General features: G+C 72.8%; 24 protein-coding genes. 13 read left to right on the top strand and 11 right to left on the bottom strand.

What is annotated here, in order from left to right; all coding sequences use genetic code 11:
* Nucleotides 1-15: 15 nt before the first annotated feature.
* Nucleotides 16-1,398 (top strand): MFS transporter, encoded by a 1,383-nt coding sequence (locus ACIRVK_RS33670; RefSeq protein ID WP_404253871.1) that lies wholly within the window; start codon nt 16-18, stop codon nt 1,396-1,398.
* 53 nt (nt 1,399-1,451) lie between these two features.
* Here the strand turns inward: ACIRVK_RS33670 and ACIRVK_RS33665 are convergent, their stop codons facing one another.
* From ACIRVK_RS33665 to lnt, 4 genes are all read right to left on the bottom strand, one after another.
* Entirely contained in the window at nt 1,452-3,386 is a 1,935-nt protein-coding gene (locus ACIRVK_RS33665) for a helix-turn-helix domain-containing protein (protein ID WP_404253869.1), read from the bottom strand.
* 76 nt (nt 3,387-3,462) lie between these two features.
* On the bottom strand, nt 3,463-4,263 hold the full coding sequence (locus ACIRVK_RS33660; protein ID WP_404253867.1) for a 3-hydroxybutyrate dehydrogenase: 801 nt from the start codon (nt 4,261-4,263) through the stop codon (nt 3,463-3,465).
* A gap of 54 nt (nt 4,264-4,317) precedes the next feature.
* Entirely contained in the window at nt 4,318-4,797 is a 480-nt protein-coding gene (locus tag ACIRVK_RS33655; RefSeq protein WP_404253865.1) for an NUDIX hydrolase, read from the bottom strand.
* A gap of 10 nt (nt 4,798-4,807) precedes the next feature.
* The gene (lnt, locus tag ACIRVK_RS33650) at nt 4,808-6,430 is read right to left on the bottom strand and encodes an apolipoprotein N-acyltransferase (RefSeq protein WP_404253863.1); all 1,623 of its coding nucleotides are present in this window, start codon (nt 6,428-6,430) and stop codon (nt 4,808-4,810) included.
* 259 nt (nt 6,431-6,689) lie between these two features.
* Between lnt and ACIRVK_RS33645 the strand changes: the two genes are divergently transcribed.
* On the top strand, nt 6,690-7,691 hold the full coding sequence (locus ACIRVK_RS33645) for an O-antigen ligase family protein (RefSeq protein ID WP_404253861.1): 1,002 nt from the start codon (nt 6,690-6,692) through the stop codon (nt 7,689-7,691).
* Between the two features lie 33 nt (nt 7,692-7,724).
* Here ACIRVK_RS33645 and ACIRVK_RS33640 read toward each other — a convergent pair whose 3' ends face one another.
* Together ACIRVK_RS33640 and ACIRVK_RS33635 are read right to left on the bottom strand one after the other, a co-directional pair.
* The gene (locus ACIRVK_RS33640; protein WP_404253859.1) at nt 7,725-8,258 is read right to left on the bottom strand and encodes a hypothetical protein; all 534 of its coding nucleotides are present in this window, start codon (nt 8,256-8,258) and stop codon (nt 7,725-7,727) included.
* Between the two features lie 83 nt (nt 8,259-8,341).
* Nucleotides 8,342-9,127 (bottom strand): glutamate racemase, encoded by a 786-nt coding sequence (locus tag ACIRVK_RS33635; RefSeq protein ID WP_404253857.1) that lies wholly within the window; start codon nt 9,125-9,127, stop codon nt 8,342-8,344.
* A gap of 39 nt (nt 9,128-9,166) precedes the next feature.
* Between ACIRVK_RS33635 and ACIRVK_RS33630 the strand changes: the two genes are divergently transcribed.
* On the top strand, nt 9,167-10,360 hold the full coding sequence (locus tag ACIRVK_RS33630; RefSeq protein WP_404253855.1) for a glycosyltransferase: 1,194 nt from the start codon (nt 9,167-9,169) through the stop codon (nt 10,358-10,360).
* 4 nt (nt 10,361-10,364) lie between these two features.
* Here ACIRVK_RS33630 and ACIRVK_RS33625 read toward each other — a convergent pair whose 3' ends face one another.
* Nucleotides 10,365-11,651 carry a TerD family protein gene (locus ACIRVK_RS33625; RefSeq protein ID WP_404253965.1) on the bottom strand — a complete coding sequence of 429 codons (1,287 nt, stop codon included), beginning with the start codon at nt 11,649-11,651 and terminating at the stop codon, nt 10,365-10,367.
* Nucleotides 11,652-11,946: 295 nt separating this feature from the next.
* Here ACIRVK_RS33625 and ACIRVK_RS33620 point away from each other — a divergent pair, with 295 nt between their 5' ends.
* From ACIRVK_RS33620 to ACIRVK_RS33605, 4 genes are all read left to right on the top strand, one after another.
* Complete coding sequence (locus tag ACIRVK_RS33620) at nt 11,947-12,378, top strand: DUF6643 family protein (RefSeq protein WP_404253853.1); 432 nt, start codon at nt 11,947-11,949, stop codon at nt 12,376-12,378.
* A gap of 43 nt (nt 12,379-12,421) precedes the next feature.
* Nucleotides 12,422-13,249, top strand: a complete 828-nt coding sequence (locus ACIRVK_RS33615; protein WP_404253851.1) for an MOSC domain-containing protein — start codon at nt 12,422-12,424, stop codon at nt 13,247-13,249.
* 195 nt (nt 13,250-13,444) lie between these two features.
* Nucleotides 13,445-14,050 (top strand): hypothetical protein, encoded by a 606-nt coding sequence (locus ACIRVK_RS33610; RefSeq protein WP_404253849.1) that lies wholly within the window; start codon nt 13,445-13,447, stop codon nt 14,048-14,050.
* 111 nt (nt 14,051-14,161) lie between these two features.
* A complete protein-coding gene (locus ACIRVK_RS33605; RefSeq protein ID WP_404253847.1) occupies nt 14,162-16,603 on the top strand; it encodes a right-handed parallel beta-helix repeat-containing protein in 2,442 nt (813 codons plus the stop codon).
* Here the strand turns inward: ACIRVK_RS33605 and ACIRVK_RS33600 are convergent.
* Nucleotides 16,573-18,915, bottom strand: a complete 2,343-nt coding sequence (locus ACIRVK_RS33600) for a hypothetical protein (protein WP_404253845.1) — start codon at nt 18,913-18,915, stop codon at nt 16,573-16,575. The two genes, ACIRVK_RS33605 and ACIRVK_RS33600, sit on opposite strands and share 31 nt — an antisense overlap.
* Nucleotides 18,916-19,208: 293 nt before the next feature.
* On the opposite strand from ACIRVK_RS33600, the gene ACIRVK_RS33595 reads away from it, so the two are divergent.
* Both ACIRVK_RS33595 and ACIRVK_RS33590 read left to right on the top strand, forming a co-directional pair.
* Nucleotides 19,209-20,027, top strand: coding sequence for a DeoR/GlpR family DNA-binding transcription regulator (locus ACIRVK_RS33595; RefSeq protein ID WP_404253843.1), 819 nt, complete (start codon nt 19,209-19,211; stop codon nt 20,025-20,027).
* Between the two features lie 94 nt (nt 20,028-20,121).
* Nucleotides 20,122-20,592 carry an SRPBCC family protein gene (locus ACIRVK_RS33590; RefSeq protein ID WP_404253841.1) on the top strand — a complete coding sequence of 157 codons (471 nt, stop codon included), beginning with the start codon at nt 20,122-20,124 and terminating at the stop codon, nt 20,590-20,592.
* Nucleotides 20,593-20,724: 132 nt separating this feature from the next.
* Here ACIRVK_RS33590 and ACIRVK_RS33585 read toward each other — a convergent pair whose 3' ends face one another.
* On the bottom strand, nt 20,725-21,849 hold the full coding sequence (locus ACIRVK_RS33585) for a PLP-dependent cysteine synthase family protein (protein ID WP_404253839.1): 1,125 nt from the start codon (nt 21,847-21,849) through the stop codon (nt 20,725-20,727).
* A gap of 319 nt (nt 21,850-22,168) precedes the next feature.
* Between ACIRVK_RS33585 and ACIRVK_RS33580 the strand changes: the two genes are divergently transcribed.
* A complete protein-coding gene (locus ACIRVK_RS33580) occupies nt 22,169-22,492 on the top strand; it encodes a hypothetical protein (RefSeq protein WP_404253837.1) in 324 nt (107 codons plus the stop codon).
* A gap of 205 nt (nt 22,493-22,697) precedes the next feature.
* Nucleotides 22,698-23,228: an ATP-binding protein gene (locus ACIRVK_RS33575; RefSeq protein ID WP_404253835.1), complete on the top strand. Its 531-nt coding sequence runs from the start codon at nt 22,698-22,700 to the stop codon at nt 23,226-23,228.
* A 101-nt stretch (nt 23,229-23,329) separates the two neighbouring features.
* On the opposite strand, the gene ACIRVK_RS33570 is transcribed toward ACIRVK_RS33575, so the two are convergent.
* Nucleotides 23,330-23,611, bottom strand: a complete 282-nt coding sequence (locus ACIRVK_RS33570) for an SHOCT domain-containing protein (protein ID WP_404253833.1) — start codon at nt 23,609-23,611, stop codon at nt 23,330-23,332.
* 167 nt (nt 23,612-23,778) lie between these two features.
* Between ACIRVK_RS33570 and ACIRVK_RS33565 the strand changes: the two genes are divergently transcribed.
* Nucleotides 23,779-24,291 (top strand): DUF4865 family protein, encoded by a 513-nt coding sequence (locus ACIRVK_RS33565; RefSeq protein ID WP_404253831.1) that lies wholly within the window; start codon nt 23,779-23,781, stop codon nt 24,289-24,291.
* Between the two features lie 29 nt (nt 24,292-24,320).
* Here the strand turns inward: ACIRVK_RS33565 and ACIRVK_RS33560 are convergent, their stop codons facing one another.
* Nucleotides 24,321-24,719, bottom strand: a complete 399-nt coding sequence (locus ACIRVK_RS33560; RefSeq protein ID WP_404253963.1) for a VOC family protein — start codon at nt 24,717-24,719, stop codon at nt 24,321-24,323.
* 92 nt (nt 24,720-24,811) lie between these two features.
* On the opposite strand from ACIRVK_RS33560, the gene ACIRVK_RS33555 reads away from it, so the two are divergent.
* Nucleotides 24,812-25,801: a helix-turn-helix transcriptional regulator gene (locus ACIRVK_RS33555; protein WP_404253829.1), complete on the top strand. Its 990-nt coding sequence runs from the start codon at nt 24,812-24,814 to the stop codon at nt 25,799-25,801.
* Nucleotides 25,802-25,922 lie beyond the last annotated feature (121 nt).

Here is a 25,922-nt window from a genome sequence, read left to right as displayed (position 1 = left end):
GAGGAAGTGGCGCACATGGCCTCCGCAACCACCGCACCACCACCCGGCAACCTCAAGCGCATCGTCGCCGCCAGCCTCATCGGCACCACCATCGAGTGGTACGACTTCTTCCTGTACGGTTCCGCCGCCGCGCTCGTCTTCAACAAGCTGTTCTTCCCGGACTCCGACCCCATGGTCGGCACGCTGCTGTCGTTTCTGACGTACGCCGTCGGATTCGCCGCCCGCCCGCTGGGCGCCCTGGTCTTCGGGCACTACGGCGACCGGATCGGCCGCAAGAAACTGCTGGTGGTCAGCCTGCTGCTGATGGGCGGCGCGACGTTCGCGATCGGGCTGCTGCCCACCCACGCGACGGTCGGCACCGCCGCTCCCGTGCTGCTCACCACCCTGCGGCTCGTCCAGGGCTTCGCACTCGGCGGCGAATGGGGCGGGGCCGTGCTGCTGGTGTCCGAGCACGGGGACGCGCGGCGCCGCGGCTTCTGGGCGTCCTGGCCCCAGACCGGGGCGCCCGCCGGCCAGTTGCTCGCGACCGGCGTGCTCTCCCTGCTGACGGCGCTGCTCTCCGACGCCGCCTTCGGCTCGTGGGGCTGGCGGATTCCGTTCCTGCTGTCCGGGGTGCTGGTGGCCGTCGGTCTGTGGATTCGTCTCTCTGTCGATGAATCGCCTGTCTTCCGCGAGGCGTTGGCGCGGGCCGAGGCCCGCAGGGCGGCCCGCGACGGTGAGGCCGAGAGGCTGCCGCTCGTGTCGGTGCTGCGCCACCACTGGCGCGACGTGCTGGTGGCGATGGGCGCCCGCATGGCCGAGAACATCAGCTACTACGTCATCACCGCGTTCATCCTCGTCTACGCCACCACCTCGGCCGGCGTCTCCAAGCAGACCGCGCTCAACGCCGTACTGATCGCCTCGGCCGTGCACTTCGCGGTCATCCCCGCCTGGGGCGCGCTCTCGGACCGGGTGGGACGGCGGCCGGTGTATCTGCTGGGCGCCGTGGGCGTCGGCCTGTGGATGTTCCCCTTCTTCTCGCTCGTCGACACCGGCGGCTTCGGCGACCTGGTCCTCGCCGTGACGGTGGGCCTGGTCCTGCACGGGGCGATGTACGCGCCCCAGGCCGCCTTCTTCTCCGAGATGTTCGCGACGAGGATGCGCTACTCCGGCGCCTCCATCGGCGCCCAGTTCGCCTCCGTCGCGGCCGGCGCGCCCGCGCCGCTGATCGCCACGGCACTGCTGTCCGACTACGGCAGCTCCACGCCGATCGCCCTGTACGTCATCGCCGCGGCCGTCCTGACGGTGGTCGCCGTGGGGGTGGCGAAGGAGACGCGGCGACGAGACCTCGCCGACCTCGGGTCCTCCGGTGAGGCCCGGTCGGCGCCGGCGCCCTCGGCGGACGCCCGGCCCGTCTGAGCCCGCCTGTGCCGCCCCCCGTACATGCGCTCGTGTACGGGGGGCCGGCGCTGTCAGGCCGCCGCCAAACGGTGCAGGCGCAGGGCGAGTTGGATCTCCAGGGTGCGAGCGGGGGTCTGCCAGTCGTCGCCGAGGAGGCGGCCCACGCGCTCGAGGCGCTGGGCGACGGTGTTGACGTGGACGTGGAGTTCGTCCTTGGTGCGGGCGGGGCTCATGCCGCAGGTGAAGTACGCGTCGAGAGTGCGGACCAGGTCGGTTCCGCGGCGCTCGTCGTAGGCGACGACCTGGCCGATGGTGCGGTCGACAAAACCCGCGATGTCCCGGTCGCCGGCGAGCAGCAGACCGAGGAAGCCGAAGTCCGCTGCGGCGGCTCCGTCACCGGCGCGGCCGAGCAGGCGCAGGGCCTCGAGGCAGCGCCGGCCCTCGGCGTAGGCGGCGGCGACGGCATCGGGGTGAGCGGCGAGGTCCCCTACGGGAGCCGAGGCACCGACGGTGACCGCTTCGTGGACGGCCGTGCCCAGGTGGCGGGCGGTGCGGCGGGCCAGGCCGGTGGCGGTGTCGCCGGTCCGCAGCGGCAGGAGGAGGACCGTGCCGCCGTCGCGGGCGGCAGCCAGGCCGTGCCGGGTGGCGGCGAGGTGGGAGGCGGCGGACCACAGGCGCCGTCGGGCGTCGGCCTCCTGCTCGGCGTCCGCGGTGGGGCCGCCGAGCCGGGCGGCGAGCACGACATGGGTGGCGTCGAGGTCGGCACGCAGGCGTGCGGCTCGCTCGCGCAGCAGGCGCGGATCGCGGTCGCGGGCGTCCAGGAGGTCGTCCAGCAGTTCGCCGCGGACGCGTTGTTCGGCCTCGGCGGCGGACCGTCTGGCGAGCAGAAGCAGCGAGGTGACCGTCGCGGCGCGCTCCAGGGTGAGCTGGTCGACGGGGTCGAGCCCGGGGTGGCCGCGCAGGACGAGCGCGCCGAGGAGTTCACCGCCGGCGGCCACGGCGGCGATCCAGTCGTCCCCGTGGCGCACGGCGTGCCCTTCGGCCCGGGAGGTCTCCAGTGGTGCCGACGGTGTGTCGTCGGACTCCGTGAACTCGACGGTGCCGTCGAGGACCTGGGAGACGGCCGCGGCCACGTCGTGCACCCCGCCGCCGCGCAGCACGAGTTCCGTGAGCCGGTCGTGGACGTCGGAGGCACGCTCGATGACCGCGCTGCGGTCCCGGATGATCTCGTTGGCCCGCTCGAGGCCCGCGAGGGCGGAACGGGTCTCGGTGAGGAGGTTCGCGGTGTCGATGGCGGCTGCGGCGAGCGCGGCGAAGGAACCGAGCAGGGCGATCTGCTCCCGCTCGAAGACCCGGGCACGCCGGTCCGCGGCGAACAGCACGCCGATGACGTGGTGGCCCAGCATGAGGGGCACGCCGAGGATCGCGACCAGGCCCTCGTCGCGCACACCGGCGTCGATCGCGTGGGTGTGCTGGAAGCGGCCGTCCTTGAAGTAGTCGTCGGTGACATAGGGGCGGGCGGTCTGGGCCACGAGGCCGCCGAGCCCCTCCCCCATGCCGATCCGCAGCTGCTGGAAGCGGGCGGCGACCGAGCCCTCCGTCACCCGCATGTAGGTGTCGCCGCGCAGCGGGTCGTTCAGGCTGAGGTAGGCGACGTCCGTGCCCAGCAGCGAGCGGGCGCGCTGGACGATCGCCCGCAGGACGGAGTCCAGGTCGCGCAGGCCCGCCAGGTCGTGGGCGGTCTCGAACAGCGCGGACAGCTCCGCCTCCCGCCGGCGCCGCCCCTCCAGTTCCGCGCGGACCCGCAGTGCGAGTTGCTTGGCGTGCTCGAGGGCGTCGACGGTCTCGGCGGGTGCCCCCGCGGCGCGGGCCAGCAGCACGGGCTGCTCGTAGGCGTCGGCGGACGCGCCCCTGGCCAGCAGTTCCAGGAACGGTGTCTCGGTGGGCGCGGCCACCGGCGTTCGGCCGTCGGCGTGCTCGGCGGACTGCACGTGATCGCGGGACATGCTCACAGGATTCCCCATCGCACGTTCACCCCGTCAGCCCTGTGGACAACTCGGGCCGACCTGGCTTCGGGCCTGCTCAGTGGGCGGTCCAGCCGCCGTCGAGGACGAGGGAGGTGCCGGTCACGAAGGACGACTGCGGGCCGCACAGGTACGCGACGGCCTCGGCGACCTCCTCCGGTTCGACGAGCCGTTTGACTGCGCTGTCCTGCAGGAGCACCTCGGTCAGCACCCGCTCCTCGGGGATGCCGTGGGCCTGCGCCTGGTCGGCGAGCTGCTGTTCGACCAGGGGGGTGCGCACATAGCCGGGGTTCACACAGTTCGAGGTGACGCCGTGGGGTGCGCCCTCGAGGGCCGCGGTCTTGGACAGGCCCTCCAGACCGTGTTTGGCGGCCACATAGGCCGACTTGTAGGCGGAGGCGCGCAGCCCGTGCACCGAGGAGATGTTGACGATCCGGCCCCACCCTTGGCCGTACATGTGGGGCAGGGCGCCGCGGATGAGCCGGAACGGCGCCTCCAGCATCACGGTGAGGACGGTGTGGAAGACGTCGGGCGGGAACTCCTCGATGGGGCGGACCAGCTGCAGTCCGGCGTTGTTGACCAGGACGTCGGTGCCCGCGGCGGCCTGTTCGGCGGCGTCGAGGTCGGTGAGGTCGAGGACGTGCGACTCGACCGTGCCGGCCAGGCCCTCCGCCAGCCCGGTCAGCGCTTCCAGGCCCGCCTCGTCCCGGTCGACCGCTCTGACCTCGGCCCCGGCTGCCGCGAGCCGCAGCGCGCAGGCGCGGCCGATGCCCCCGGCGGCGCCGGTGACCAGGGCGGTGCGCCCGCCGAGGTCGAGGGAGGGGGTGTGGGGGGCGGGAGCGGCGCTGGGCGGGGTCATGGAACGACCCTAGGCAGGGCGGGTACCGGACCACATGTGGTCGCAGCCCATACTTCACCCGGATGTAGTGGGGTCAAACCATGTGGGTGCGTCCGACAGCGCCTGCTTGATCCGGAACAGCGCGTATTCGTTCAGCTCCGGCAGGGCGTCGACCTCGAACCACCCCACCTCCAGCGACTCGTCGTCGTTGACCCGGGCCTCGCCGCCGACGGCCCGGCAGCGCAGCGAGATGTCCATGTACTGGCAGGTGTCGCCGTTGTCGTAGGTGACGGGCTTCAGTGCCTGGACGAGGAGCACCCGCTCGACGACACAGTGCACTCCCGTCTCCTCCTGCACCTCGCGCACCGCGCAGGCCGCGGGCTGCTCCCCCGGTTCCGGGATGCCGCCGATGAGCGACCACTTGCCGTTGTCGGAGCGGCGGTTGAGCAGCACCCTGCCCTCGTCGTCGAGGACGACGACGCTGACACCCGGCAGCCACAGCAACTGATGGCCGATGGAGGACCGCAGATCACGGATGAAGTCAGGGGTAGCCATGAGGCCGACCCTAGCTGGCCGTGTCCGCTCCCCCGCGGCGCCACCCGCGCACCCCGGCCCCGATCGCCCAACCCAGACCGCCCGCGGCGACCAGCATCAGGGCGATCTCCGGCAGGATGCCCAGCTTGGTGGCCGGCGTCTCCGAAGAGCGCAGCGGCACCTTCTGGACCAGGTAGGCGGGGACGAACATGCCGGTCCTCTGGGTGATCTTCCCGTCGGGCATGATGATCGCGCTGACGCCGCTGGTGACCGGCACGGTGACGCTGCGACTGTGCTCGACGGCCCGCACCCGGGACATGGCGAGCTGCTGGTAGGTCATCTCGCTGCGGTCGAAGGTCGCGTTGTTGCTCGGCACGGAGATCAGCTGCGCGCCGTCGGTGACCTCCGAGCGCACCGCCCAGTCGAAGGCGGCCTCGTAGCAGGTGACCAGGCCGACCTTGGCGGGGTCCATGGCGAACACGCCGGGCTTGGTGCCCCGGCTGAAGTCCTGGTGGACCATCGACGTCCAGTGGCTGTTGATCGCGCCGATGAGACCGCGCAGCGGCAGGTACTCGCCGAACGGCTGGATCTGCCGCTTGTCGTAGGTGTCGGTGGGGCCCTTCTTCGGGTCCCACAGGATCTGCTCGTTCCACCACTTGCCGTCCCGCTCGACGACCCCGCCGACCGAGATGGGCGCGCCGATCGCCTTGGCTGCGCCGTCGATCACGGCGTAGGCGTCGGCGTTGGCGAAGGGGTCGACGTCGGAGGAGTTCTCCGGCCACAGCACGAAGTCGGGCCTCGGCGTCCGGCCGGCCTTGACGTCGGCGGCCAGCCGCAGCGTTTCCCGCGCGTGGTAGTCGAGCACAGCCCGGCGCTGGGCGTTGAACTCAAGGCCGGAGCGGGGCACGTTGCCCTGGATCAGGGCGACGGTGGCGTAGCCGTTCTCGGCCTTGTCGCTGACCAGGGCCTGGGCGGCCACCGCGCCCGCCACGGGGACGGCCACGCTCAGCAGGGCCACGGCCGCCGCCGACCGCTGCACGGCCCGCGTCCTGCGCCCCTCGACCACCAGGCGGACGGCCTCGTACAGCCCGAAGCCGCACAGGACGACCCCGAAGCCGAGGGCCGGGGTGCCGCCCACCGCGGCGAGCGGCAGGAAGACGCCGTCGGCCTGACCGAAGGCGATCTTGCCCCAGGGGAAGCCGTGGAAGGGCACGCGCGCGCGTGCGGCCTCGCCCGCGATCCACAGTGCGGCAGCCCACACCGGCCAGGCGGGCAGCCGGGAGACCGCCGCCACACCCACGCCGACCAGGGCTATGAAGATCGCCTCGATAGCGGCCAGCGCGATCCACGGCACCGGGCCGACCTCCACGCCGGTCCACACCAGCAGCGGCAGCAGGAAGCCGAGACCGAAGAGGTAGCCGAGGGCGAGGGCCGCCTTCCAGCTGCGCCCGCGCAGTACCCAGCCGAAGCCGGCGAAGGCCGGCAGGGCCAGCCACCACAGGGTGCGCGGCGGGAAGCTGACGTAGAGCAGCACTCCGCAGAGCGCGGCGACGAGGGCCGGGACGAGGCGTACGAGGCGCGCCGTGCGCGAGGCGGGCGCGGGCTGCGGTCGCAGCTGGTCCGACTCGTCCACGGAGGTTGCGGTGACGGTCACCCCGGGAGTGTACGGCGGGTGACCTTGACACGGACAGTTCGGTCCGGATGGCAGCACGGGGTGACGCGGTGCGTCTGCAGCATCGTTCCTGCGCAACTCGGCCCAACTCATCCACAAAACGCCCACCAGCCGTTACCGTGCGAGGTCCGGGGGGCTTCGGTCGGTTTCGGGGGGCGGGGTGGGTTCAGCGGGGACGACGTCCGGTGCCGGTCCTGGGGAGGACGGCGACAGACGAAACGTTTCGGACGCGGCGGGCGTCGTGGTGCTCGGTGCCTGCGCCACGTGGTCGCTGATCACGGGGGCGGTGCACGAGGGACGCCCTGAGGGCGTGCTGTTGGCGGTGCTGGCGGTGGCCGCCGGCTATGCGGCGGGACGCATCTGCGGGGCGCTGCTCCCGGTCGCGGCGCCGTGCGCCGCGGCACTGGCCGGGCTCGGCCTTTCGGTGGCGGTACCGCGGCTGACGCCGGGACCGCAGATCGTCGCACCGCTGGGACACGCGGGCGCCACCGCGGCCGTACTGACCCTGTGTGCCGGCGCCGCCTGCTGTGCCGCCTGGGCCGCCGAGGCCCCGGTGGCACGGTTCGCGCTGGGCTCACTCGCGGCCGGGATCACGGTGGCCGCGATCACGCTCGGCTCGGTCAGCGCGTTTGTCGCCTGTGCCGCCGTCCTGCTGTGCTCGCTCGCCGCCCGGCGGATGCGCAGCCGCGCGGTGGGCATCGCGGGTCTGGCCGCCGCGGCGGTCGTCATGGGCGGCGCGGTCCTGGCGGTGGCCGGCGGCAGGCTGCCGGGCGGCCTCGCCGCGTCGCTGGAGGGCGGGCTCACCCGGCACCGCGTCGAGCTGTGGCGCGCGGCCCTGCACCTGGCGCGCCGCAACGCCGCCGTGGGAGTGGGCCCGGGCCGTTTCGGCGAGGCGGCGACGACCGCCGACCCCGCGCTGCTCTCGGACAGCAAACCGCACTCGGCGCTGCTGCAACAGGCGGCGGAACAGGGTGTCGTCGGCGTCGTCCTTCTTGCGGTCACCTTCTACTGGATCCTGTACACGCTGTGGCGCTCCGCGCGCCCCACCCCCGTCGTGCTCAGCGCGGGCGCGGCCCTGACGGCCGTGACCGCCATCGCGGCGGTCGGCAACGCTCTGAGCTTCACCGCCGTCCCGTTGGGCGCCGGGCTCCTGGCGGGCCTGGCGACGGCCCGGCCGCTGACCGAGGAGCCGCCCCGGCTGGAGAGCGCCGTAGGACCGCGCCGTGACCGGCTGACGCCGTGAAATCGGTGCTGGTGAATACAGAGTGAATACAGACTATGGCCTGCCCGGCCGCAGTCGGTCGCGGATGACCCGTACCGCCGCCTCCGCGTTGTCCACGGTGATGGTGAACGTGTGGCCGTCCCACAGGCGCAGCACCACGCCCTCACCACGTCGTACGACGACCGCGGTGCCCTTCTCGGGCCGCCAGCGGTAGCCCCAGCCGCCCCACTGACGCGGGGTGACGTGCGGGGCGAACTCGGCGCCCGCGACATGGTCGAGGGGGATACGGCGGCGCGGGACACCGATGTGCCCGCAGCGCACCTCCAGGGACTCCTTGTCCAGCCTGAGGTCCACGTGCACGAAGGCGAGGGTGCCGAACAGGACCAGCAGTCCGGCCAGGATGCACCCGACGACGGACATCACGAGCGGGGCGATGCCGGAGTTCCAGGCGGAGTCGACGGCGAGTTCGATGCCGAGCGCCATGAAGGCGGCCCCGCCGAGCGCGAGCAGCCACTGGGCGCGGTTGGTGGCGCGTCCGGTCCAGACGTCGGGGTGCTTGGCGTGCTCGCCGTGGGGGTGGTCCCTCATACCCATGAGGTTACTCAGGTTTCGCTGCGGTGGTACCGGGTCGCGGAGAGTGACTGGGCCGGACGGGCACCGCGGACCGAGGGTCACCGCGCGGGGCTGACCGCCTGGAGGATCCGGCCTTCCTCGTAAGCGAGCGCGGGCGTCGGGAGGGCGCCCTCGCGTCCGCTCAGCAGCACGGTGAGCGTGCCGGTGGCCGGGGCGTCGGGGAGGGGCCGACTGCCGAGGCGGCGCAGCGCCTGCGCGGCCACGGCGCCCGCCGAGCCGTGCAGGACGAGGGGCGGCCGGCCCGGCTGCTGGACGGCCGCGCGGATGCGCTCGGCGACGAGTTCGTAGTGCGTGCAGCCCAGGACGACGGTGGTGACGTCGTCGGGGGTGAGCGCGGCGGCCGCGGTGACGGCGGCGGCGATGGCGGCCTCGTCGGCGTGCTCCACTGCCTCGGCCAGCCCGGGGCAGGGCACCTCGGTGACGCGGACCCCGTCGGCGAACCGCGCGATCAGGTCGCGCTGGTAGGGGCTGCCGGTGGTGGCGGGGGTCGCCCAGATCGCGAGGGGACCGCCACCGGACGCCGCGGGCTTGATCGCCGGGACGGTGCCGATGACGGGCAGCTCCGGCTCCAGGCGGGCGCGCAGCGCGGGCAGCGCGTGCACGGTGGCGGTGTTGCAGCCGACGATCAGGGCCTCGGGCCGGTGCGCGGCGGCGGCCTCGGCGACCGCGAGGGCCCGTCCGGTCAGGTCCTCAGGGGTACGCGGACCCCAGGGCATTCCATCAGGGTCCAGGGAGAGGACGAGATCCGCGTCGGGGCGAAGACGACGTACCGCGGCGGTGGCCGCCAGCAGACCGATTCCGGAGTCCATGAGCGCGATCTTCACCCGGCCACGATAGACGATGAGCCCTTGGGGGCCGGTGGCGTGGGGCAGACTGCGCGGGTGAGCGCCATCGATTGGATCGCCGCCGTCTCCCTCGCCGCCTGGCTGTGGCTGCTGCTCTGCCAGGGCTTCTTCTGGCGCACGGACGTCAGACTGCCGCGCCGGGAGGATCCAGGCGACTGGCCGCCGGTGTGCGTGGTGGTCCCGGCGCGTGACGAGGCGGCCGTGCTGCCCGGGAGTCTGCCGTCGCTGCTCGCGCAGGACTATCCGGGGCGGGCCGAGGTCTTCCTCGTCGACGACGGCAGTTCGGACGGTACCGGGGAGCTCGCCCGTGAACTGGCTCGCGAGCACGGCGGTCTGCCGCTGACCGTCGCCTCACCGGGAGAACCGCCGGCCGGCTGGACCGGCAAACTATGGGCCGTGCGGCACGGCATCGCTCTGGCACGCGCGCGTGGACCCGAGTACCTGCTGCTGACGGACGCGGACATCGCCCACGCGCCGGACAGTCTGCGCGAGCTGGTCGCGGCGGCCCGGACCGGCGGCTTCGACGTCGTGTCGCAGATGGCCCGGCTGCGGGTGGAGAGCCTGTGGGAGCGGCTGGTCGTACCGGCGTTCGTCTACTTCTTCGCCCAGCTCTACCCCTTCCGCCGGATCGGCAGGAAGGGCGCCCGTACGGCGGCCGCTGCGGGGGGCTGCGTCCTGCTGCGCGCCCGGACCGCCGAGCGGGCGCGCATCCCGGACGCCATCCGGCACGCCGTCATCGACGACGTGGCGCTGGCGCGGACCGTCAAGGGCGGCGGTGGGCACATCTGGCTGGGGCTGGCCGAGAAGGTCGACAGCGTGCGCCCCTACCCCCGGCTGCACGACCTGTGGCGGATGGTGTCCCGCAGCGCGTACGCGCAGCTGCGGCACAACCCGCTGCTGCTGCTCGGTACGGTGCTCGGACTGGTCCTGGTGTACCTGGTGCCGCCGGTGACCCTGGTCGTGGGTCCGGCGACCGGGAACCTTCCGGCGGCGGGGGCCGGTGGCCTGGCGTGGCTGGTGATGACGGGCACGTATCTGCCGATGCTCCGCTACTACCGCCAGCCGCCCTGGCTGGCTCCCCTCCTGCCGTTCACCGCGTTCCTGTACCTCCTCATGACGGTCGACTCGGCGGTACAGCACTACCGCGGCCGTGGCGCCGCGTGGAAGGGCCGCACCTACGCCCGCCCGGACACGGTGCCCGACAAAGGCTGAGCGGCTACTTGCGGCCAGGAGTCCAGTTCATGCCCCACCCGTAGGCGCGGTCGATGGTCCGCTGCGGGCTGACCCCGCGTTCGGGCACCAGGTAGCGCGCCTCGCGCTGGACGACCAGGTCGTTGCCGGTGTTGGTGATCAGGGCGAGGGCGCAGACCGTGGACGGCACCGTGCACTCGTCCAGGGAGAAGTCGACCGGGGCGCCGTACTGCGGTTGCAGGGTGACCGTGGCGTGCAGGTCGGCGAAGGAACGCGCGCCCTCGTAGATGGTCACGAAGACGAGGATCCGCCGGAACGACTGCCGGTGGTCGAGGTTGACGGTGAGGTTCTCACCGCTCTCGACGGCGCCCGTGCGGTCGTCGCCGTCGAGGTGGATGTACGGCGGACGGTGCAGGGAGCCGAAGGCGTTGCCGAGTGCCTGGACGACTCCCTTGCTGCCGTCGGTGAGTTCGTACAGGGCGCACAGGTCGAGGTCGAGGTCGGCGTGCAGGGCGACGGCCTCGCCCCGCTTGCTGCCCCATCCCGAGAACTGCTTGCGGACCTGCCAGTTGAGGTTCACGCGCAGGGCACCCGAGGTGCCGCCCTGTTTGGCGAGGGAGACGGCGGGTGCCGCCTTGGTGAGGGTGACCTTGGACAGCCGTACCGGTGCGGTGGGCGGGGGCGGCGGGAGAGGGGCCGGGGGGCCGGAAGGCGGTGGCATCGGCACGGACGCCGCGACGGGGGGCGGCGGCGGGGCCGGGGGCAGGGGCGGGGAGACGGCTGCCGCGCGCTGCGGCTCGTCCACGGTGATGCCGAAGTCGGTGGCGAGACCTTCGAGTCCGCTGCCGTAGCCCTGGCCGACGGCACGGAACTTCCACACACCGTTGCGGCGGTAGAACTCGCCGAGCACGAAAGCGGTTTCGACCGTGGCGCCGGCGCTGTCGAAGCGGGCGACGACGGTGTTCTGGGCGGCCTCGCGGACCTCGATGTACAGGTCCGGGACCTGTCCGAACGTGCCGCCGTCGGCGGAGGCGGCGAGGACGACGGTCTCGATCGATCGCTCCACGCGCGCGAGGTCGACGAGCAGCGTGTCGGTGACCCGGCCACCGACGTCCCGCTTGCCCTCGTGGCGCACGGCGCCGGAGGAGTGGGCCGGCTGGTTGTAGAAGACGAAGTCGCCGTCCGAGCGGACCTTGCCGCCCACGAGCAGCAGCGCCGAGGCGTCCGCGTCGGGCACGCCGGGGCCGGATCGCCAGCCCAGTTCCACCCGCAGCGCCGTTTCCGGCACCGGCGTGTTCGACCCTTTCGACATTGGCATGTCCGCCCCCATCACGTGTCACCGAGCCCATCCGGTTCCGGCAGCCTTCGGCCCGCCCTCACCCAACCTAATCCCCCCGGCGTCGAAGTCCCGTGAAAGGCGCGGGGCGACAACAGCCCGACCCGCCGGTAACCCGCCCGGAACTTGGCCTTTACCGGATCACAACCTCGGCCGCCGCCCCTTTTTGACGAGTTCGCTCGCATTGGGGATCCCAGGTCACTGCGGACACGGAAAACAACCCTCTTATCGGTCTCCCCAACCAGCACATCGTGGGCTTAACTTATGTGCCATGACCTCCCCCCGCTCCACTTATGGCGGTGGCTACTACTCCGCCTTCCCGGACACCCCGATCTACGACAGGCTCGTCGCCGAGCGGGGCACCCCGCAGATCGCCCCGATCCGGGTCCCCGCCGCCTACGACATGCCGAGCAGCCTGCCGGCCCTGCCGTCGGCCCTGCCCGCCCTCCCGGCGGGCCCCTCCCAGCCCTCCTACGGCTATCCGCAGGCGCAGCAGCCTGCTCCGCTGCAGCAGGCGCCCGCCGCCTACATCCCGCAGCAGGCCTCCGCGCCCCGGGGCTATCCCGGCCAGCAGCAGCCGCAGCCGATGCGCCCGATGGCGGGCGGCGCCGGCTACGAGGCGATGCGTCCCGCCGCGCCCCGCCCCGCCGCGGCTCCCTACCAGGATCCGTACGGCAACCCACAGCAGTACCGCGGCTACTGAGCCGTCCTGCCGGGCCGTCGGTGCGGCCTGGCACGATGGCCTCATGGGGAACGCGCTGCTGCAGTCGATTCACATCCATCCGGTCAAGGCGTTCCGGGCCGTCGCGGCCCGGGAGGCCGTCGTGGAGCCCTGGGGGCTGGCCGGGGACCGGCGCTGGGTGCTGATCGACGACGGGGGAAAGGTCGTCACACAACGTCAGCAGCCGCGCCTCGCGCTGGCCGCCGCCGAGCTTCTGCCCGGTGGCGGCGTTCGGCTGTCCGCGCCGGGCGTGGAGGCACTGTCCGTGCCGGTCCCCGGGGCGGGGGCCACGGTGCCGGTGGAGATCTTCGGCGACAAGGTCGAGGGCGTACCGGCCGAGGACCCGGCCGCGCACGCGTGGTGCGCCACCTACCTCGGTGCCGGGACGCGGCTGGTGCACATGGACGATCCGGCCACGCGCCGGCCGGTCGATCCGGAGTTCGGGCTGCCGGGCGAGACGGTGACCTTCGCCGACGGCTTTCCGCTCCTGGTGACCACGACCGCCTCCCTCGAGGCCCTCAACTCCCTGATCGCCCAAGGCGCGCATCCCGCCGAGGGTCCCCTGCCGATGAACCGTTTCCGGCCGAACCTGGTCGTGGCGGGCACCGACGCGTGGGCCGAGGACGGCTGGAGACGCATCACCGTCGGCGAGGTCGCCTTCCGCGTCGCCAAGCCGTGCGGGCGCTGTGTGGTGACCACCACCGACCAGGCCACCGCCGTGCGCGGCAGGGAGCCCCTGCACGCGCTCGGACGCCACCGCCGCATCGACGGCAGGCTGGTCTTCGGGCAGAACCTCGTACCCCTGTCCGGGGGCACGATCCGCGTCGGTGACCCGGTGACGGTCCTCGACTAGTGCCGCGGCACGACGCGGGGAAAGATCCGGACAAGCCTCCTCGCGCGGGAACCTCCGCCGGGTACCGCGGCGTTGGGTTCTTCGTGAGAAGTTCATGAGAGGCCCGGCGCAGGTGATTTCGCTCTCTCTTTGACCCGGCCCTCGCGTGAACGGCTCCGCCAGGAGTTATCACGGAGCGGGAGGGGGTGCGGGACGGTGCGAACAATCGGCGGACTCTGGCGTTGGCGGCACAATCCGCTGCGCCGCACGAGCGATCTGGTCGAGGCGTGGCTTGCCCTGGTGACCCTGCTGCTCATCCTGGTCGCCGCCCCCGTGATCGGCTCGCTCGTCGGCCGGGTCGCCGAGGACGCCCTGCAGCAGGCGGCGCGGGAGCAGCAGGCCACCCGCCATCTCGTGACGGCCACCGTGGTGCGCAAGCTGGACCGCTCCCCGCTGGACGGCGACCCCGAGACCTCCTCGGGCAGGGACCTGCGCAGCCGCGTCCTCGCCGACTGGACCGCACCGGACGGCACCGCCCAGCACGGCACGGCCCTGGCGGCCCTCAACTCCCCGCAGCGCGGCGACCACTTCGCGATGTGGACCGACGCGCACGGCCGGATGGTGGCCCGTCCGCTGGACTCCGCGACGGCGACGACCCACGCGGTGCTCGCCGGGTTCGGCGCCGCCCTGCTGACCGCGGGCGCCCTGGAGGGCGGCCGCAGGGTGATCGTCTGGCGCATGGTCCGTCGCCGGTACGCCCGTTGGGACCGGGCATGGGAGAAGGCGGGCCCGGACTGGGGCCGGACCGGCACGGGCAGTTGACGGCCTTCCGGCTCTGGTCAACCCACCACCCGCGCGCACGCTACGGTGGACCGGCCGAGGTTCCTCGGCAGCACGAACCCGCGTACGACGAGGTGGGGGCACGGCAACGCCATGACACAGGGCACGGTCCAGGTGACGCACACCGGCACATCGCGGTGGCGGCGCCGCACGGGTGAGTACGCGTCGCTCGCCGCCGCCCTGGAGGCCGCGGCCGACGGCGACGTCCTCACCGTCGCCCCCGGCACCTACCGGGAGAACCTCGTGGTGCAGCGGGCGGTGACCCTGCGCGGCCCCGAGGGCTCGGCCGGCTCGGTGCGGATCGCTCCCGTGGACGGGGTGCCGCTGACGGTACGTGCCTCAGCTGTGGTGCAGGACCTGCATGTGGAGGGCCAGGACGCCGCCGCGCCGGCGTTGCTGGTCGAGGAGGGCACGCCCGAGCTGCTGGACGTGCGGATCGTCACCCGGTCCGCGGCCGGCATCGAGGTGCGCGGCGGAGCGCGTCCGACCGTGCGCCGCTGCACCGTCGACAACCCGGCCGGCGTCGGCATCGCCGTACTCGACGGCGGGGGCGGGGTGTTCGAGGAGTGCGAGGTCGTGGCCGCCGGACAGGCCGGTGTCTCGGTCCGCGGCGGCGGGCATCCGCGCCTTGAGCGCTGCCGCGTCCACCACGCCTCGGGCTCGGGGTTGACGGCGACCGGGGAGAACTCGGCGCTGGAGGCGGTCGGTTGCGAGGTGTACGAGGTCCGCGGCAGCGGCGTCCAGGTCACCGGCCGGGCCACCGCCCACCTCACGGACTGCGATGTGCACCGCACCACCGCCGACGGCGTGACACTCGACACGGACGCGGTGCTCACCCTGGCCGACTGCCGGATCCACGACATCCCGGAGAACGCGCTCGACCTGCGCTCGCGTTCGGTGCTCACGCTGACCCGCACGACGGTGCGTCAGTTCGGGCGCAACGGCCTGTCGGTGTGGGACCCGGGCACGCGCGTGGACGCCAACCAGTGCGAGATCTTCGACAGCACCGGCGACTACCCGGCGGTGTGGGTCAGCGACGGCGCCACCGCCGTGCTGGACTCCTGCCGGGTGCACGACGTGCCGGACGCGCTGTTCGTCCTGGACCGCGGTTCGCGCGCGGACGTCGTGGACAGCGACCTGTCCCAGGTGCGCAACACGGCCGTGTCGGTGAGCGACGGGGCGACCGCCCAGCTGGACGACTGCCGTATCCGGGACGCGGCGACGGGCGCCTGGTTCCGCGACCACGGCAGCGGCGGCACCCTCAACAACTGCACCGTGGACGGCACCCAGACCGGTGTGATCGTCACCAAGGGCGCCGACCCCACCATCGAGCGCTGCACGGTCGACTCCCCCGCCGAGGCCGGCTTCTACGTCTCGGCGGGCGGCCGCGGCAGCTTCCTGAACTGCCGGGTGACGGGCAGCGGCGGCTACGGGTTCCATGTGATCGACGGCTGCCGTACGACCCTGCGCAAGTGCCGCACGGAGCGGTGCGCCCGCGGCGGGTACGAGTTCGCGGAGGGCGGCCCCGACGCGGTGCCCGGCACGGGTCCCGTGGTCGAGGACTGCACCAGCGACGAGAGCGGCGCCGGGGTGCGACCGCCGACGGTGCGCGAGCCCGCCGTGCAGACCGCGGGTCAGTCCCCCGGCCTGCTGGGGTCCATCCCCGGGCAGCGCAGCACCGAACAGGAACCACTCGCGAACGCCGGAGAGCCGGAGCAGCCCACGCGCACGTCGAAGGCCGTGCTCGGGGAGCTCGACGCGCTGGTCGGCCTGGACAGCGTCAAGCGCGAGGTGCGGGCGCTGACCGACATGATCGAGGTGGGCCGGCGCCGTCAGCAGGCGGGCCTGAAGGCCGCCTCGGTCAAGCGGCACCTGGTCTTCACGGGCTCCCCCGGCACCGGCAAGACCACCGTGGCCCGCCTATATGGCGAGATCCTCGCCTCCCTCGGCGTCCTGGAGAAGGGGCATCTCGTCGAGGTCTCCCGCGTCGACCTGGTCGGCGAGCACATCGGTTCCACGGCGATCCGCACCCAGGAGGCCTTCGACCGGGCGCGCGGCGGGGTGCTGTTCATCGACGAGGCGTACGCGCTGTCGCCGGAGGACTCCGGCCGGGACTTCGGCAAGGAGGCCATCGACACGCTGGTGAAGCTGATGGAGGACCACCGGGACGCGGTGGTGGTGATCGTCGCGGGCTACACGGCCGAGATGGAGCGGTTCCTCTCGGTCAACCCCGGCGTGGCGTCCCGCTTCTCGCGCACCATCACCTTCAGCGACTACAACCCCGAGGAGCTGCTGCGGATCGTCGAGCAGCAGGCCGACGAACACGAGTACCGGCTGGCCGAGGGCACGGCGGAGGCCCTGCTGAAGTACTTCACGGCGATCCCCAAGGGCCCGGCGTTCGGCAACGGCCGTACCGCACGCCAGACCTTCGAGGCGATGGTCGAGCGGCACGCCGGCCGGGTCGCCCAGCTCGCCGAGCCGAGCACGGACGACCTGACCCTGCTCTACGCCGAGGACCTGCCCGGCTCGCCCTGAGGTCGCGGCGGCGGGACGTCCGGGTGCAGCCGGGCCAGCAGACGTTCGCGTTCCTCGGCGAAGGCCGGGTCGGCCTGGTAGTCGCAGTGGCCCAGGATCGGCGCGGGCAGCGGGTTGCGGGCGGTGCGGCCGTAGGCGAGGGGGTCCTGCAGCGGGGGCCGGTCCACCTCGGGTCCGCAGTCGCCGGTCAGCCGCATCGGACCGCCGATCGGGTCGGTCAGCCGGTGGAGGTTGCGCCAGCAGTCGACCTCGCGGTGCAGGGAGCTGAGCGCGGCGGGGCCGAAGTGGGCCGGGAACCAGCGGCCGTAGAGGCGCTCGAGCGGTGAGCCGTACGTGAGCAGGGCGACCCGTCCGCGGTCGGACGGTGTCAGCTGCCAGGCGGCCGCGGCGGCCAGCACACTGCCCTGGGAGTGGCCGGAGATCACCAGGCGGCCGCCGGTGGCGCGGGTCCAGGTGGCCATCCGCCAGGTGAGGTCGGGGACGGCACGCTCGGCGTAGCAGGGCGGGGCGAAGGGGTGGGCGGCACGTGGCCAGAAGGTGCCGACGTCCCAGAGGATGCCGATGGTGCGGCGGGCCGAGGCGTCCTTGTAGGCGCGCCTGCCCCAGGTGACGAAGAGGAGGAAGCCCAGGCCGATCAGCCAGGAGCCCAGCGCCTGCACGGTCTGCGCGGCGCCGTGCACGAAGGCGTGGGCGTGCCGGGCGGCCGCGCCGGGCGCCTGGCCGGTGAACGTCGCGCCGGCGACGGCACCGGCGCCGAGCAGCAGGGTGGTGGCGGAGGTGACGGCCACGACGAGCGGGGTGCGGTCGGTGAGGGTGGCCATAGCGCGCGTGGTGGCGATCGCTCGGGTGCGGGAGGGGTCCTGCGGTTCGCCGGGGTAGTCGAGTGGCACCTCGCCCAGTTCGGTGCGCCGCAGCAGCCAGGCCCGCCGTCCCAGCCCTGCGCCCAGCACCAGCAGGACGAGGAGCAGTACCGGGATCACGGACGCCTGCCAGGTCAGCAGGACCGGCGGGCCGGCGAGGAAGGTGCCGGTGCCGTCCAGCCAGTCGGCGACTCGCTGGGCTACTCCGCCCGACATCAGCCCGCCGAGCGCGCAGGCCAGCAGGGCGACGGCAGGACCGCTGAGGCCGCGCAGGGCGGCGCGCGGGTCGGGGCGGGTGCGGTGCAGCCGCCGGGCGATCACGGCGAGGGTGACGACCAGGGCGCCCTGGATCAGGGCGAGGCCGCCGAACGTGGTGCCGCCGCCGGGCAGCCGCCCCGCCGACTCCCAGCCCGGGCGCTCCCAGCCGGCGTAGACGGCGGCGAACAGCAGCAGGACGAGTGCGGCCAGGGGCAGGCGCCGTACGAGACGCGTGTCCAGTTCCTGGTCGAGGCGGTTCTCGCTGCGCCCCCGACGGCAGACCACCCACAGCCCGACGACGCCGGTGGCGCCGAGCGCCGCGAACAGGAGCAGGCCGAGGATGACGAGAACGGCGGGACCGCCGGGCCGGTGGTCGAAGCGCAGGGCCGCCGAGGCCACGGCAGCGGCGACCGTCAGCAGCCCGGCCGCGGTGTGGGCGGCGCGCAGACGGGCGACCAGCCGGCGGCCGTACCAGAACCCGGGGCGGCCCAGGGAGGTCTGGGCGGTGTCCTCGTCGGGCTCGGGCCGGTGCGGGAGCGGTTGCTGGGACTCGTACGCGCTCCAGGTGCGGTGGGAGAGGTACCAGAGCAGGCCGGTGAGCGCGACGGGCACCACGGCGGCCAGGGACAGGCGGCGGCCGGGTCTGCTCCACCAGGCGTCGTGCGACACCTGGGGCGAGAGGAAGCCCAGCCAGGTGTGCCGCTCGGCGCACGCGCGGGTGCCCGCGCACTGCCAGGCGGCGAGGTCGAGGGCGACCTCGCAGGCGGCGGCGACCAGCAGCACGGTCAGGGTCAGACCGACCAGGCGCACCAGCAGCCCGTAAGAACGCACGGTGCGCTCCCTGCCCCGGGCGGTGGGGCGCATCCAGTGCGCGAGGTTGGCGACCATGAACGGCAGTAACAGGAGCCACAGGGCGCGGGTACTGTTTCCGGAGGTGAGATTGCACCAGACGTACGCCTCCTGCACCGGTCCGCCGCGATGGTCGCGCGGTCCGTCCTCGGCGTCGACGTCCTCGGCGCGCCGGAAGACGGCGGCCGTGTCGTCGCCGGTGATCCGCACCGTGCGCGGATCACCGAGCATCTCCTGCGGAGTGGTCCCGCCCACGCCGTGGACCAGCAGTTCCAGGGCGATCCCGGAGGTCTCGGGCCCGTGCGCCGGGCCGTCGGTCAGAGCGCGTTCCTGCGCACGTTCCACTGTTCGCACTTCCCCCGTGACGCGCCGTCGGCCTGTGTCCGTGCGGGAACCAGGCTGGCCCCCGGAGCGCCCGCCCACGCTTCTTCTCCAGGAATCTCCCCGATACGTGTGACAGGCGGGGAGCGCATGAGCCGCGAGGGGCCTGAGCGGGTCGTGACGGTCGGGGGCACAGCCGGTGCCGGGCCGTGCGAGGATGGGACGTCCCGTGCACCGGGAAAACGGCGAGAATGTCCTTGTCGGAGGGGGTGCGCAGGGCGTGTCGGACGGCTTGAGGCGAAAGGACCGGAGCGTACGTGAGTGAGAATCAGAACCTCCTCGCGGAGCAGCGGCGCGCCCTGATCCTGGACGAGGTGCGGCGCCGGGGCGGGGTCCGTGTGAACGAGCTGACGCGCAAGCTCGGCGTGTCGGACATGACCGTGCGCCGTGATCTGGACGCGCTGGCCCGCCAGGGCGTGCTGGAGAAGGTGCACGGCGGCGCGGTGCCGGTCGTGGAGGCGAGCACGCACGAGCCCGGCTTCGAGGCCAAGTCAGGTCTGGAGCTGACGGCGAAGGAGGACATCGCGCGCTCGGCGGCCGACCTCGTGACGCCGGGTACCGCGATCGCGCTGTCGGGAGGGACGACGACGTACGCGCTGGCGCACCAGCTGGTCGACGTGCCGGATCTGACGGTGGTGACCAACTCGGTGCGGGTGGCCGACGTCTTCCATGCCGCGCAGCGCATCTCGGGTCCCCGGCAGGGCGCCGCCACGGTGGTGCTGACCGGCGGGGTCCGCACGCCGTCCGACTCCCTGGTCGGGCCGGTCGCCGACCAGGCGATCGCGGCGCTCCACTTCGACGTGCTGTTCCTGGGCGTACACGGGATATCGGTCGAGGCGGGCCTGTCGACGCCGAACCTGGCGGAGGCCGAGACCAACCGGCGCCTGGTGCAGTCGGCGCGGCGGGTCGTGGTGGTCGCCGACCACACCAAGTGGGGTGTGGTGGGCCTGAGTTCCTTCGCGGCGCTGGAGCAGGTCGACACGCTGGTCACCGACGCCGGGCTGCCGGGCGAGGCGCGCGAGGAGATCGCCGAGCACCTGCGGCGGCTGGTGGTCGCGGGCGAGCCGGAGGACTGACCGGCGCCGGGCGCGGTGCAGACATCTGACGGGTCGCCAGTTATGGTGACGTTGCCCGGGTCAACTTCCCTTCTCCGTCAAGGGGTTCGTGTCCATGGCTCACCGTCTGCGCCCTGTCGGGCTCGACTTCATCGACGTCGCGCCCGTTCGCCTGGTCTTCGCGCAGGAGATCTCCGCGGCACCGGAGGGGGTCTTCCACGCCCTCAACGACGACGTGCCGGGGTGGGCGCAGTGGTTCGCGGCCGTGACGCACGCCCGTGCGACCGACGACGGCGCGGGGCGCGACATCCGGCTCAGGGGCGGCGGACGCTTCCAGGAGACGATCCTCGCGTCGAAGGAGCCCGAGGTGTACGCGTACCGGGTGGACGTGACCAACGCGCCCGGGGCCCGCGCTCTCGCCGAGGAATGGCGGCTGGCGCCGTCCGGGACCGGCACCCGCGTTCAGTGGACCTTCGCGGCGGACGGAACGGCCCTGTTCCGGTTCACTGTGAACGCGGCACGCGCGGGTCTCGGCCGCGCCTTCCGCGACGCGGTGGTCACCCTGGACCGACGGCTCGCCCACTAGGGTCCTTCTGACGGATCTCCCCGGCGTCGCGACGCCCGGCACGCACGCTCGACTTCGCTCGAGCGGGAGGGGCCCCACAACGCCGCTCCTTCATCCGCGGAGATCCGTCAGAAGGACCCTAGGGCGGCGGCGCTAGCACGGCCACACGCCCGTCTCCAGCAGGGTGTCGATCGCGGCCGTGTACGGCTCGATGTCCAGACCCTGCTCCGCGAGCCACGTGTCGGAGTAGTACTTGTCGAGGTAGCGGTCACCCGGGTCGCACAGCAGCGTCACCACACTCCCCCGCCGTCCCTGTGCCACCATCTCGGCGACGATCTTCAGCGCGCTCCACAGCCCGGTCCCGGTGGAACCGCCCGCCTTGCGGCCGATGGCCCGCTCCAGGGCCCGTACGGCGGCCACGCTCGCCGCGTCGGGGACCTTCATCATGCGGTCGATGGCGCCGGGGACGAAGCTCGGTTCCATCCGGGGGCGGCCGATGCCCTCGATGCGGGAGCCGCAGTCGCAGGTGACGTCCGGATCGCCGGCGGTCCAGCCCTCGAAGAAGCAGGAGTTCTCGGGGTCGGCCACGCAGATGCGGGTGTCGCGCTGCGTGTAGTGGACATAGCGCGCGAGGGTCGCGGAGGTACCGCCGGTGCCGGCCGTGGCGACGATCCACGCGGGCTCCGGGAACCGCTCCAACTCCAACTGGCGGAAGATGGATTCGGCGATGTTGTTGTTGCCGCGCCAGTCCGTGGCCCGTTCCGCGTAGGTGAACTGGTCCATGTAGTGGCCGCCCGTCTCCACCGCGAGTCGGGCCGACTCCTCGTACATCCTGCGCGAGTCGTCCACGAAGTGGCACCGCCCGCCGTGGAACTCGATGAGGCGGATCTTCTCGGCGCTCGTCGTGGCGGGCATCACCGCGATGAAGGGTACGCCGATCAGCTTGGCGAAGTAGGCCTCGGAGACGGCCGTCGAGCCGCTGGACGCCTCGATCACGGGGCGGTCCGGCCGGATCCAGCCATTGCACAGGCCGTACAGGAAGAGCGAACGGGCGAGCCGGTGCTTGAGGCTGCCGGTGGGGTGCGTCGACTCGTCCTTGAGGTAGAGGTCGATGCCCCATCCCTCGGGCAGCGGGAAGCGCAGGAGGTGCGTGTCGGCCGAGCGGTTGGCGTCGGCCTGCACTTTCCGGACGGCTTCTTTCAGCCAGTCGCGGTAGACGGCGTCACTGCGGTCGACGTCGAGGGTGGCGCCGGTCCGGGTCTGCTGGGGGGTGCTCACGACGAGGCTCCTCACGCTTCGAGCCGACGGCGTGTCGCGCTGCCGACGTACCGATCATAGACACCTTCCGCACGCTTCTCACCTGCATAAACGCCACTTTGAGCAACCCAAAGGACGGCCTGGGGACCGCAGAGGGGCGCCCGTGGGGGCGCATTCGCGAAGTGCTCCGGACGCCCCGTGCGAGCGTGCCGTGCGCACTGGTGCTCGACGCCGGGTGCGGGCAGACTGCACCGAGCGGGGGCACACTGGATCACGAACGCGCCGAGCCGGTACCCACGAGCGGCCGGCGCGACCGGACGCGTACGAGGGGGCGGGCGGCATGGCGGAGCCGGAGTTCACGGCGACGGGCGTGCGGATCGACAAACGGCTGCGTTCACTCACCCGGGCCGGACAGGTCCGGATCAGCGACGGCAGGCTGCAGTTGCTCACCAGCTACGGCAGCGAGATCGACAGCGCGCCCGTGCAGGCGGTGCGGGCGTCCAGGCCCTGGTTCGCGGCGGAGGACCGGGCACTCGCCGACCTCAACGGCAAGCGGTACACGCTGACCCTGGGCGAGCACGACCCCGCCCCGGGCGAGCCGGGGCCGCCCGCGGCGCGCCGGTTCATCGAGGCCGTGCGCAAGGCGGCCGGGCGCGGCGGCTGACCGGCGGCGGGGCACGACGGCGACGTAGCGCGAGTTGCGGTGCCGCACCCCCTGGGTCACGCTGTTCTCACGTCACTCTGGGTTTACCGGCGATAACGCTGCGAACCAGCCCGCCGGGCACGACAGCAGGCGTCCGTCTCTCACCGGCACGCCACTGGATCCGAACTCCGTGTTCTCCGGACCTCTCAGTCGGGGAGTCGCAGCCGTGATCGGTCACCCAAGCAGGCACTGCACGGTGGAGCTCCAAGCCCTGCCGTCGCGGATCGGCCAGGTCCGCAGAATCCTTTCAGCGCAGTTGCGCTACTGGCATATGGACGCCCTCATAGACCGTGCCGCGCTCGGCGTGACCGAGCTGCTGAGCAATGTGCACCGGCACGCCCAGCCCGACAAGCTGTGCACGGTCGAGATCGAGCTCGTGCTGGACCGGCTCACCGTCTCCGTGCGCGACCACGACCCCCGCATGCCCGAGGTGCGGTACGTGGAGTCCTCGGCCACCAGCGGGCGCGGGCTCGCCATGGTGGCGGCGGTGAGCGAGAGCTGGGGCGTGCGGCCGGACGGGGAGTCCGGGAAGGTCGTGTGGTTCACCCTGCCCACGTCCGGGGCGGGCATCACGCCGCCCGCGCGCGCTCTGCGCCGTCCGGCCGAGAAGCCGGTGCGCCGGTTCGTCGAGGTCGAACCCCTGGTCGAGGGCCGCAGGTCCGGACACGCTCCCGCCCGGTCAGCCGTTGGCGGTTGACCGGGCGGTGACCGTACGGGACGGGCCGGATGTCTGCGAGGGCGCCTGCCTCGCGGCCGGCGCGCCGAGAGGCCGGGTGGGCCGGGGGCGGCCGCCGGGTGTCACACCGCGCCGCCCTTGCGGCCGAACTGCTCGTCCAGGACGGACAGCCGGCGCCAGTACTCGTCCTCGTCGATCTCACCGGAGGCGAAGCGGCGGCCGAGCACGGCGAGGGGCGAGTCCCCTGACGGCCGGTCGTCCGTCATGCGCCACGGTCCCCGGCGGCCGCGCCAGACGGTACGGCGCAGGAAGGTGGCGGCGCCGATCACGACGGCTGCCCAGATCAGCGGGAAGAGGAGGATCCAGGGGCCGGGGCCGCCGTGCCAGTCAGCGAGGGTCAGCATGTCGGGTCATCTCCTGAGGTCGGTCCGTCGGTGATGCCTCGAGCTTCGCGCCCGGAGGGGTTCCGGGTCGTCGTACGGCCAGCGGCAGTGCGTGTACCTCCCGGGGAGTACGAACGTCTCCTCGTGCTGCTCCCCGAAGACGGCGGGCGGGCGCCGGACAGGGCAGCATGTACCACCACTTCAAGGGCAAGCCGGATCTCGCGCCGGTGGCGATCAGGCGGACCGCCGAGGAACTGCGCGACACCGCCGAGGGAGTACTCGGCGGCCCGGGAACGCCGTACCAGCGCATCGAGGCGTATCTGCTGCGCGAAGGCGAGGTGCTGCGCGGTTGTCCGCTCGGGCGGCTGACCATGGATCCGGACGTCATCGCGAACGACGGACTGCGCGCCCCGGTCGACGAGACACTCGACGCGATCCGCGAGCTGATCGCCGGGATCGTCGAGGAGGGCTACGAAGAGGGCGCCGCCGCCGGGTCACCACCGCGGTTCGCCGTACGGCGGCGTCAACCCGTCCCAGAGGGCGCGGAGTTGGCGGAGGTGATGGCGGACGCGGTGCGGGAGACCGGGCGGTTGGCCGGGGAGGACGGGGCCGTGCTCGCGACGGCCGCGGTGGACACGAGCCGCTGGCTGCACCTGTCGGCGCCCGGACGCGGGCGGTTGGCGCGAGGCCGGCAGTGGTGAGCCGTACCTGAGCGGCTGTGCACCTCGCCTCAGCGTGCGAACTTCTCGATGGCCGCCGGGGTGACCGGAGTGAAGAAGTTGACGAGGTTGCCGTCGGGGTCGCGGAACAGCAGTGACCGGTTGCCCCAGGGCATCGTGGTGGGCTCGTTGACGAAGTCGGTGACGAAGCCGGCCAGGTTCTGGTGAACGCGGTCCACGTCGTCGACGAGGAACTCGGTGATCACGCTGTGGTTGTCCGCCGGGCGGGCGGAACCCGGGGCGAACAGCGGGACGGTGCGGGTACTGGCGATCGCGAGGGTGGCGCCCGCGGTGGTGAGTTCGGCGAAGTCCTCGGTGGCCCACACCGCCCGCGCCCCTGTGGCTCGTTCGTAGAAGTCGACGAGGCGGGCGACGTCGCTGGTGATGATGCGGATCGAGACGAAGTTCATGGAGATCTCCTTGGCCGTGCTGCTGTCGTGCACGTCGCAGGCTAGGAGAGATAGCGGACAGAATCCGTCCTGTATTCGCGTAGGCTGCGAACATGTCTCGACCCACCGGCCGCGTGCTGACCCTCCTGGAGCTGCTGCAGTCGGGCGGCACCCGGACGGTGGCCGAACTCGCCGACCGGCTCGGCGTCGACGGGCGCACCGTGCGCCGGTACGTGGACCAGCTGATCGACCTCGACGTGCCCGTGGAGTCGGTGCGGGGCCGCTACGGCGGGTACCGGCTGGGCCCCGGGTACCGCTTGCCCCCGCTCATGCTCAGCGACGACGAGGCACTGGCCGTGCTGCTCGGCCTGGTCGCCGGCCGCCGGGCGGGGTTGACGACGACGGAACTGACCGCGAGCGAGACGGCAGCCGCGAAGATCCGGCGGGTGCTGCCCAGACACCTCGCCCGCAGACTCGACACCCTCCTCGACGCTCTCGACTTCACGGATCAGCCCGGCAGGTTCGACACCCCGGACGCCGGGGTCCTGCTCACGATCGCCGACGCGGTGCGCCACCGCCGGCCCGTCTCGATCCACTACACCGACCGCGGCGGACGGCGCAGCGAACGAACGCTGCACGCGTACGGGATCGTCGCCCACGCGGGCCGGTGGTACGTCACGGGCCAGGACGCCCGGATCGGCGAGGACCGCACCTTCCGGCTCGATCGCATCGCGGACGCGCGGACCCTGCCCGGCTCGTTCGACGCACCCGTGGGTCCCGGTCCGGCCCAGCGCGTGTTGTCGGCGTTCGCCACGGCCGAGTACCGGCATGAGGTGAGCCTGCGGATCCACGGGACTGTCGAGCAGATCCGCGCCCACCTCCCGGCCGGCGTCGCTAACCTGGAGGAGTACGAGTCAGCGGCCGGCGAGGACCGGACGTCCGAGCGCTGGCTGCGCGTCGAGCTGCGGGCGGAGCGGCTCGACTGGTTGCCTCCGGTCCTCGCCGCGCTCGACCGGCCGTTCGTCATCGAGCGCCCCGACGAACTGCGCGACCTCGTCACCGCGCTCGCCGATCGCCTCACGTCATCAGCGCGCCGAACCTGAACAGCAGCGAGTGCAACACGCGCCTAAGTGGTCTGCGTCGTAAGTCCTTCGGGGGTTGATCATGCGGCTGGGGCGGCGGAGGATTCTTCTGGGTGATCGGTGGTGTGCCGGTCGAGCCTGG

The sequence above is a fragment of the Streptomyces sp. NPDC101152 genome (genome assembly GCF_044768275.1).
GTDB lineage: Bacteria > Actinomycetota > Actinomycetes > Streptomycetales > Streptomycetaceae > Streptomyces.
This window is presented reverse-complemented; position numbering and strand designations above follow the sequence as displayed.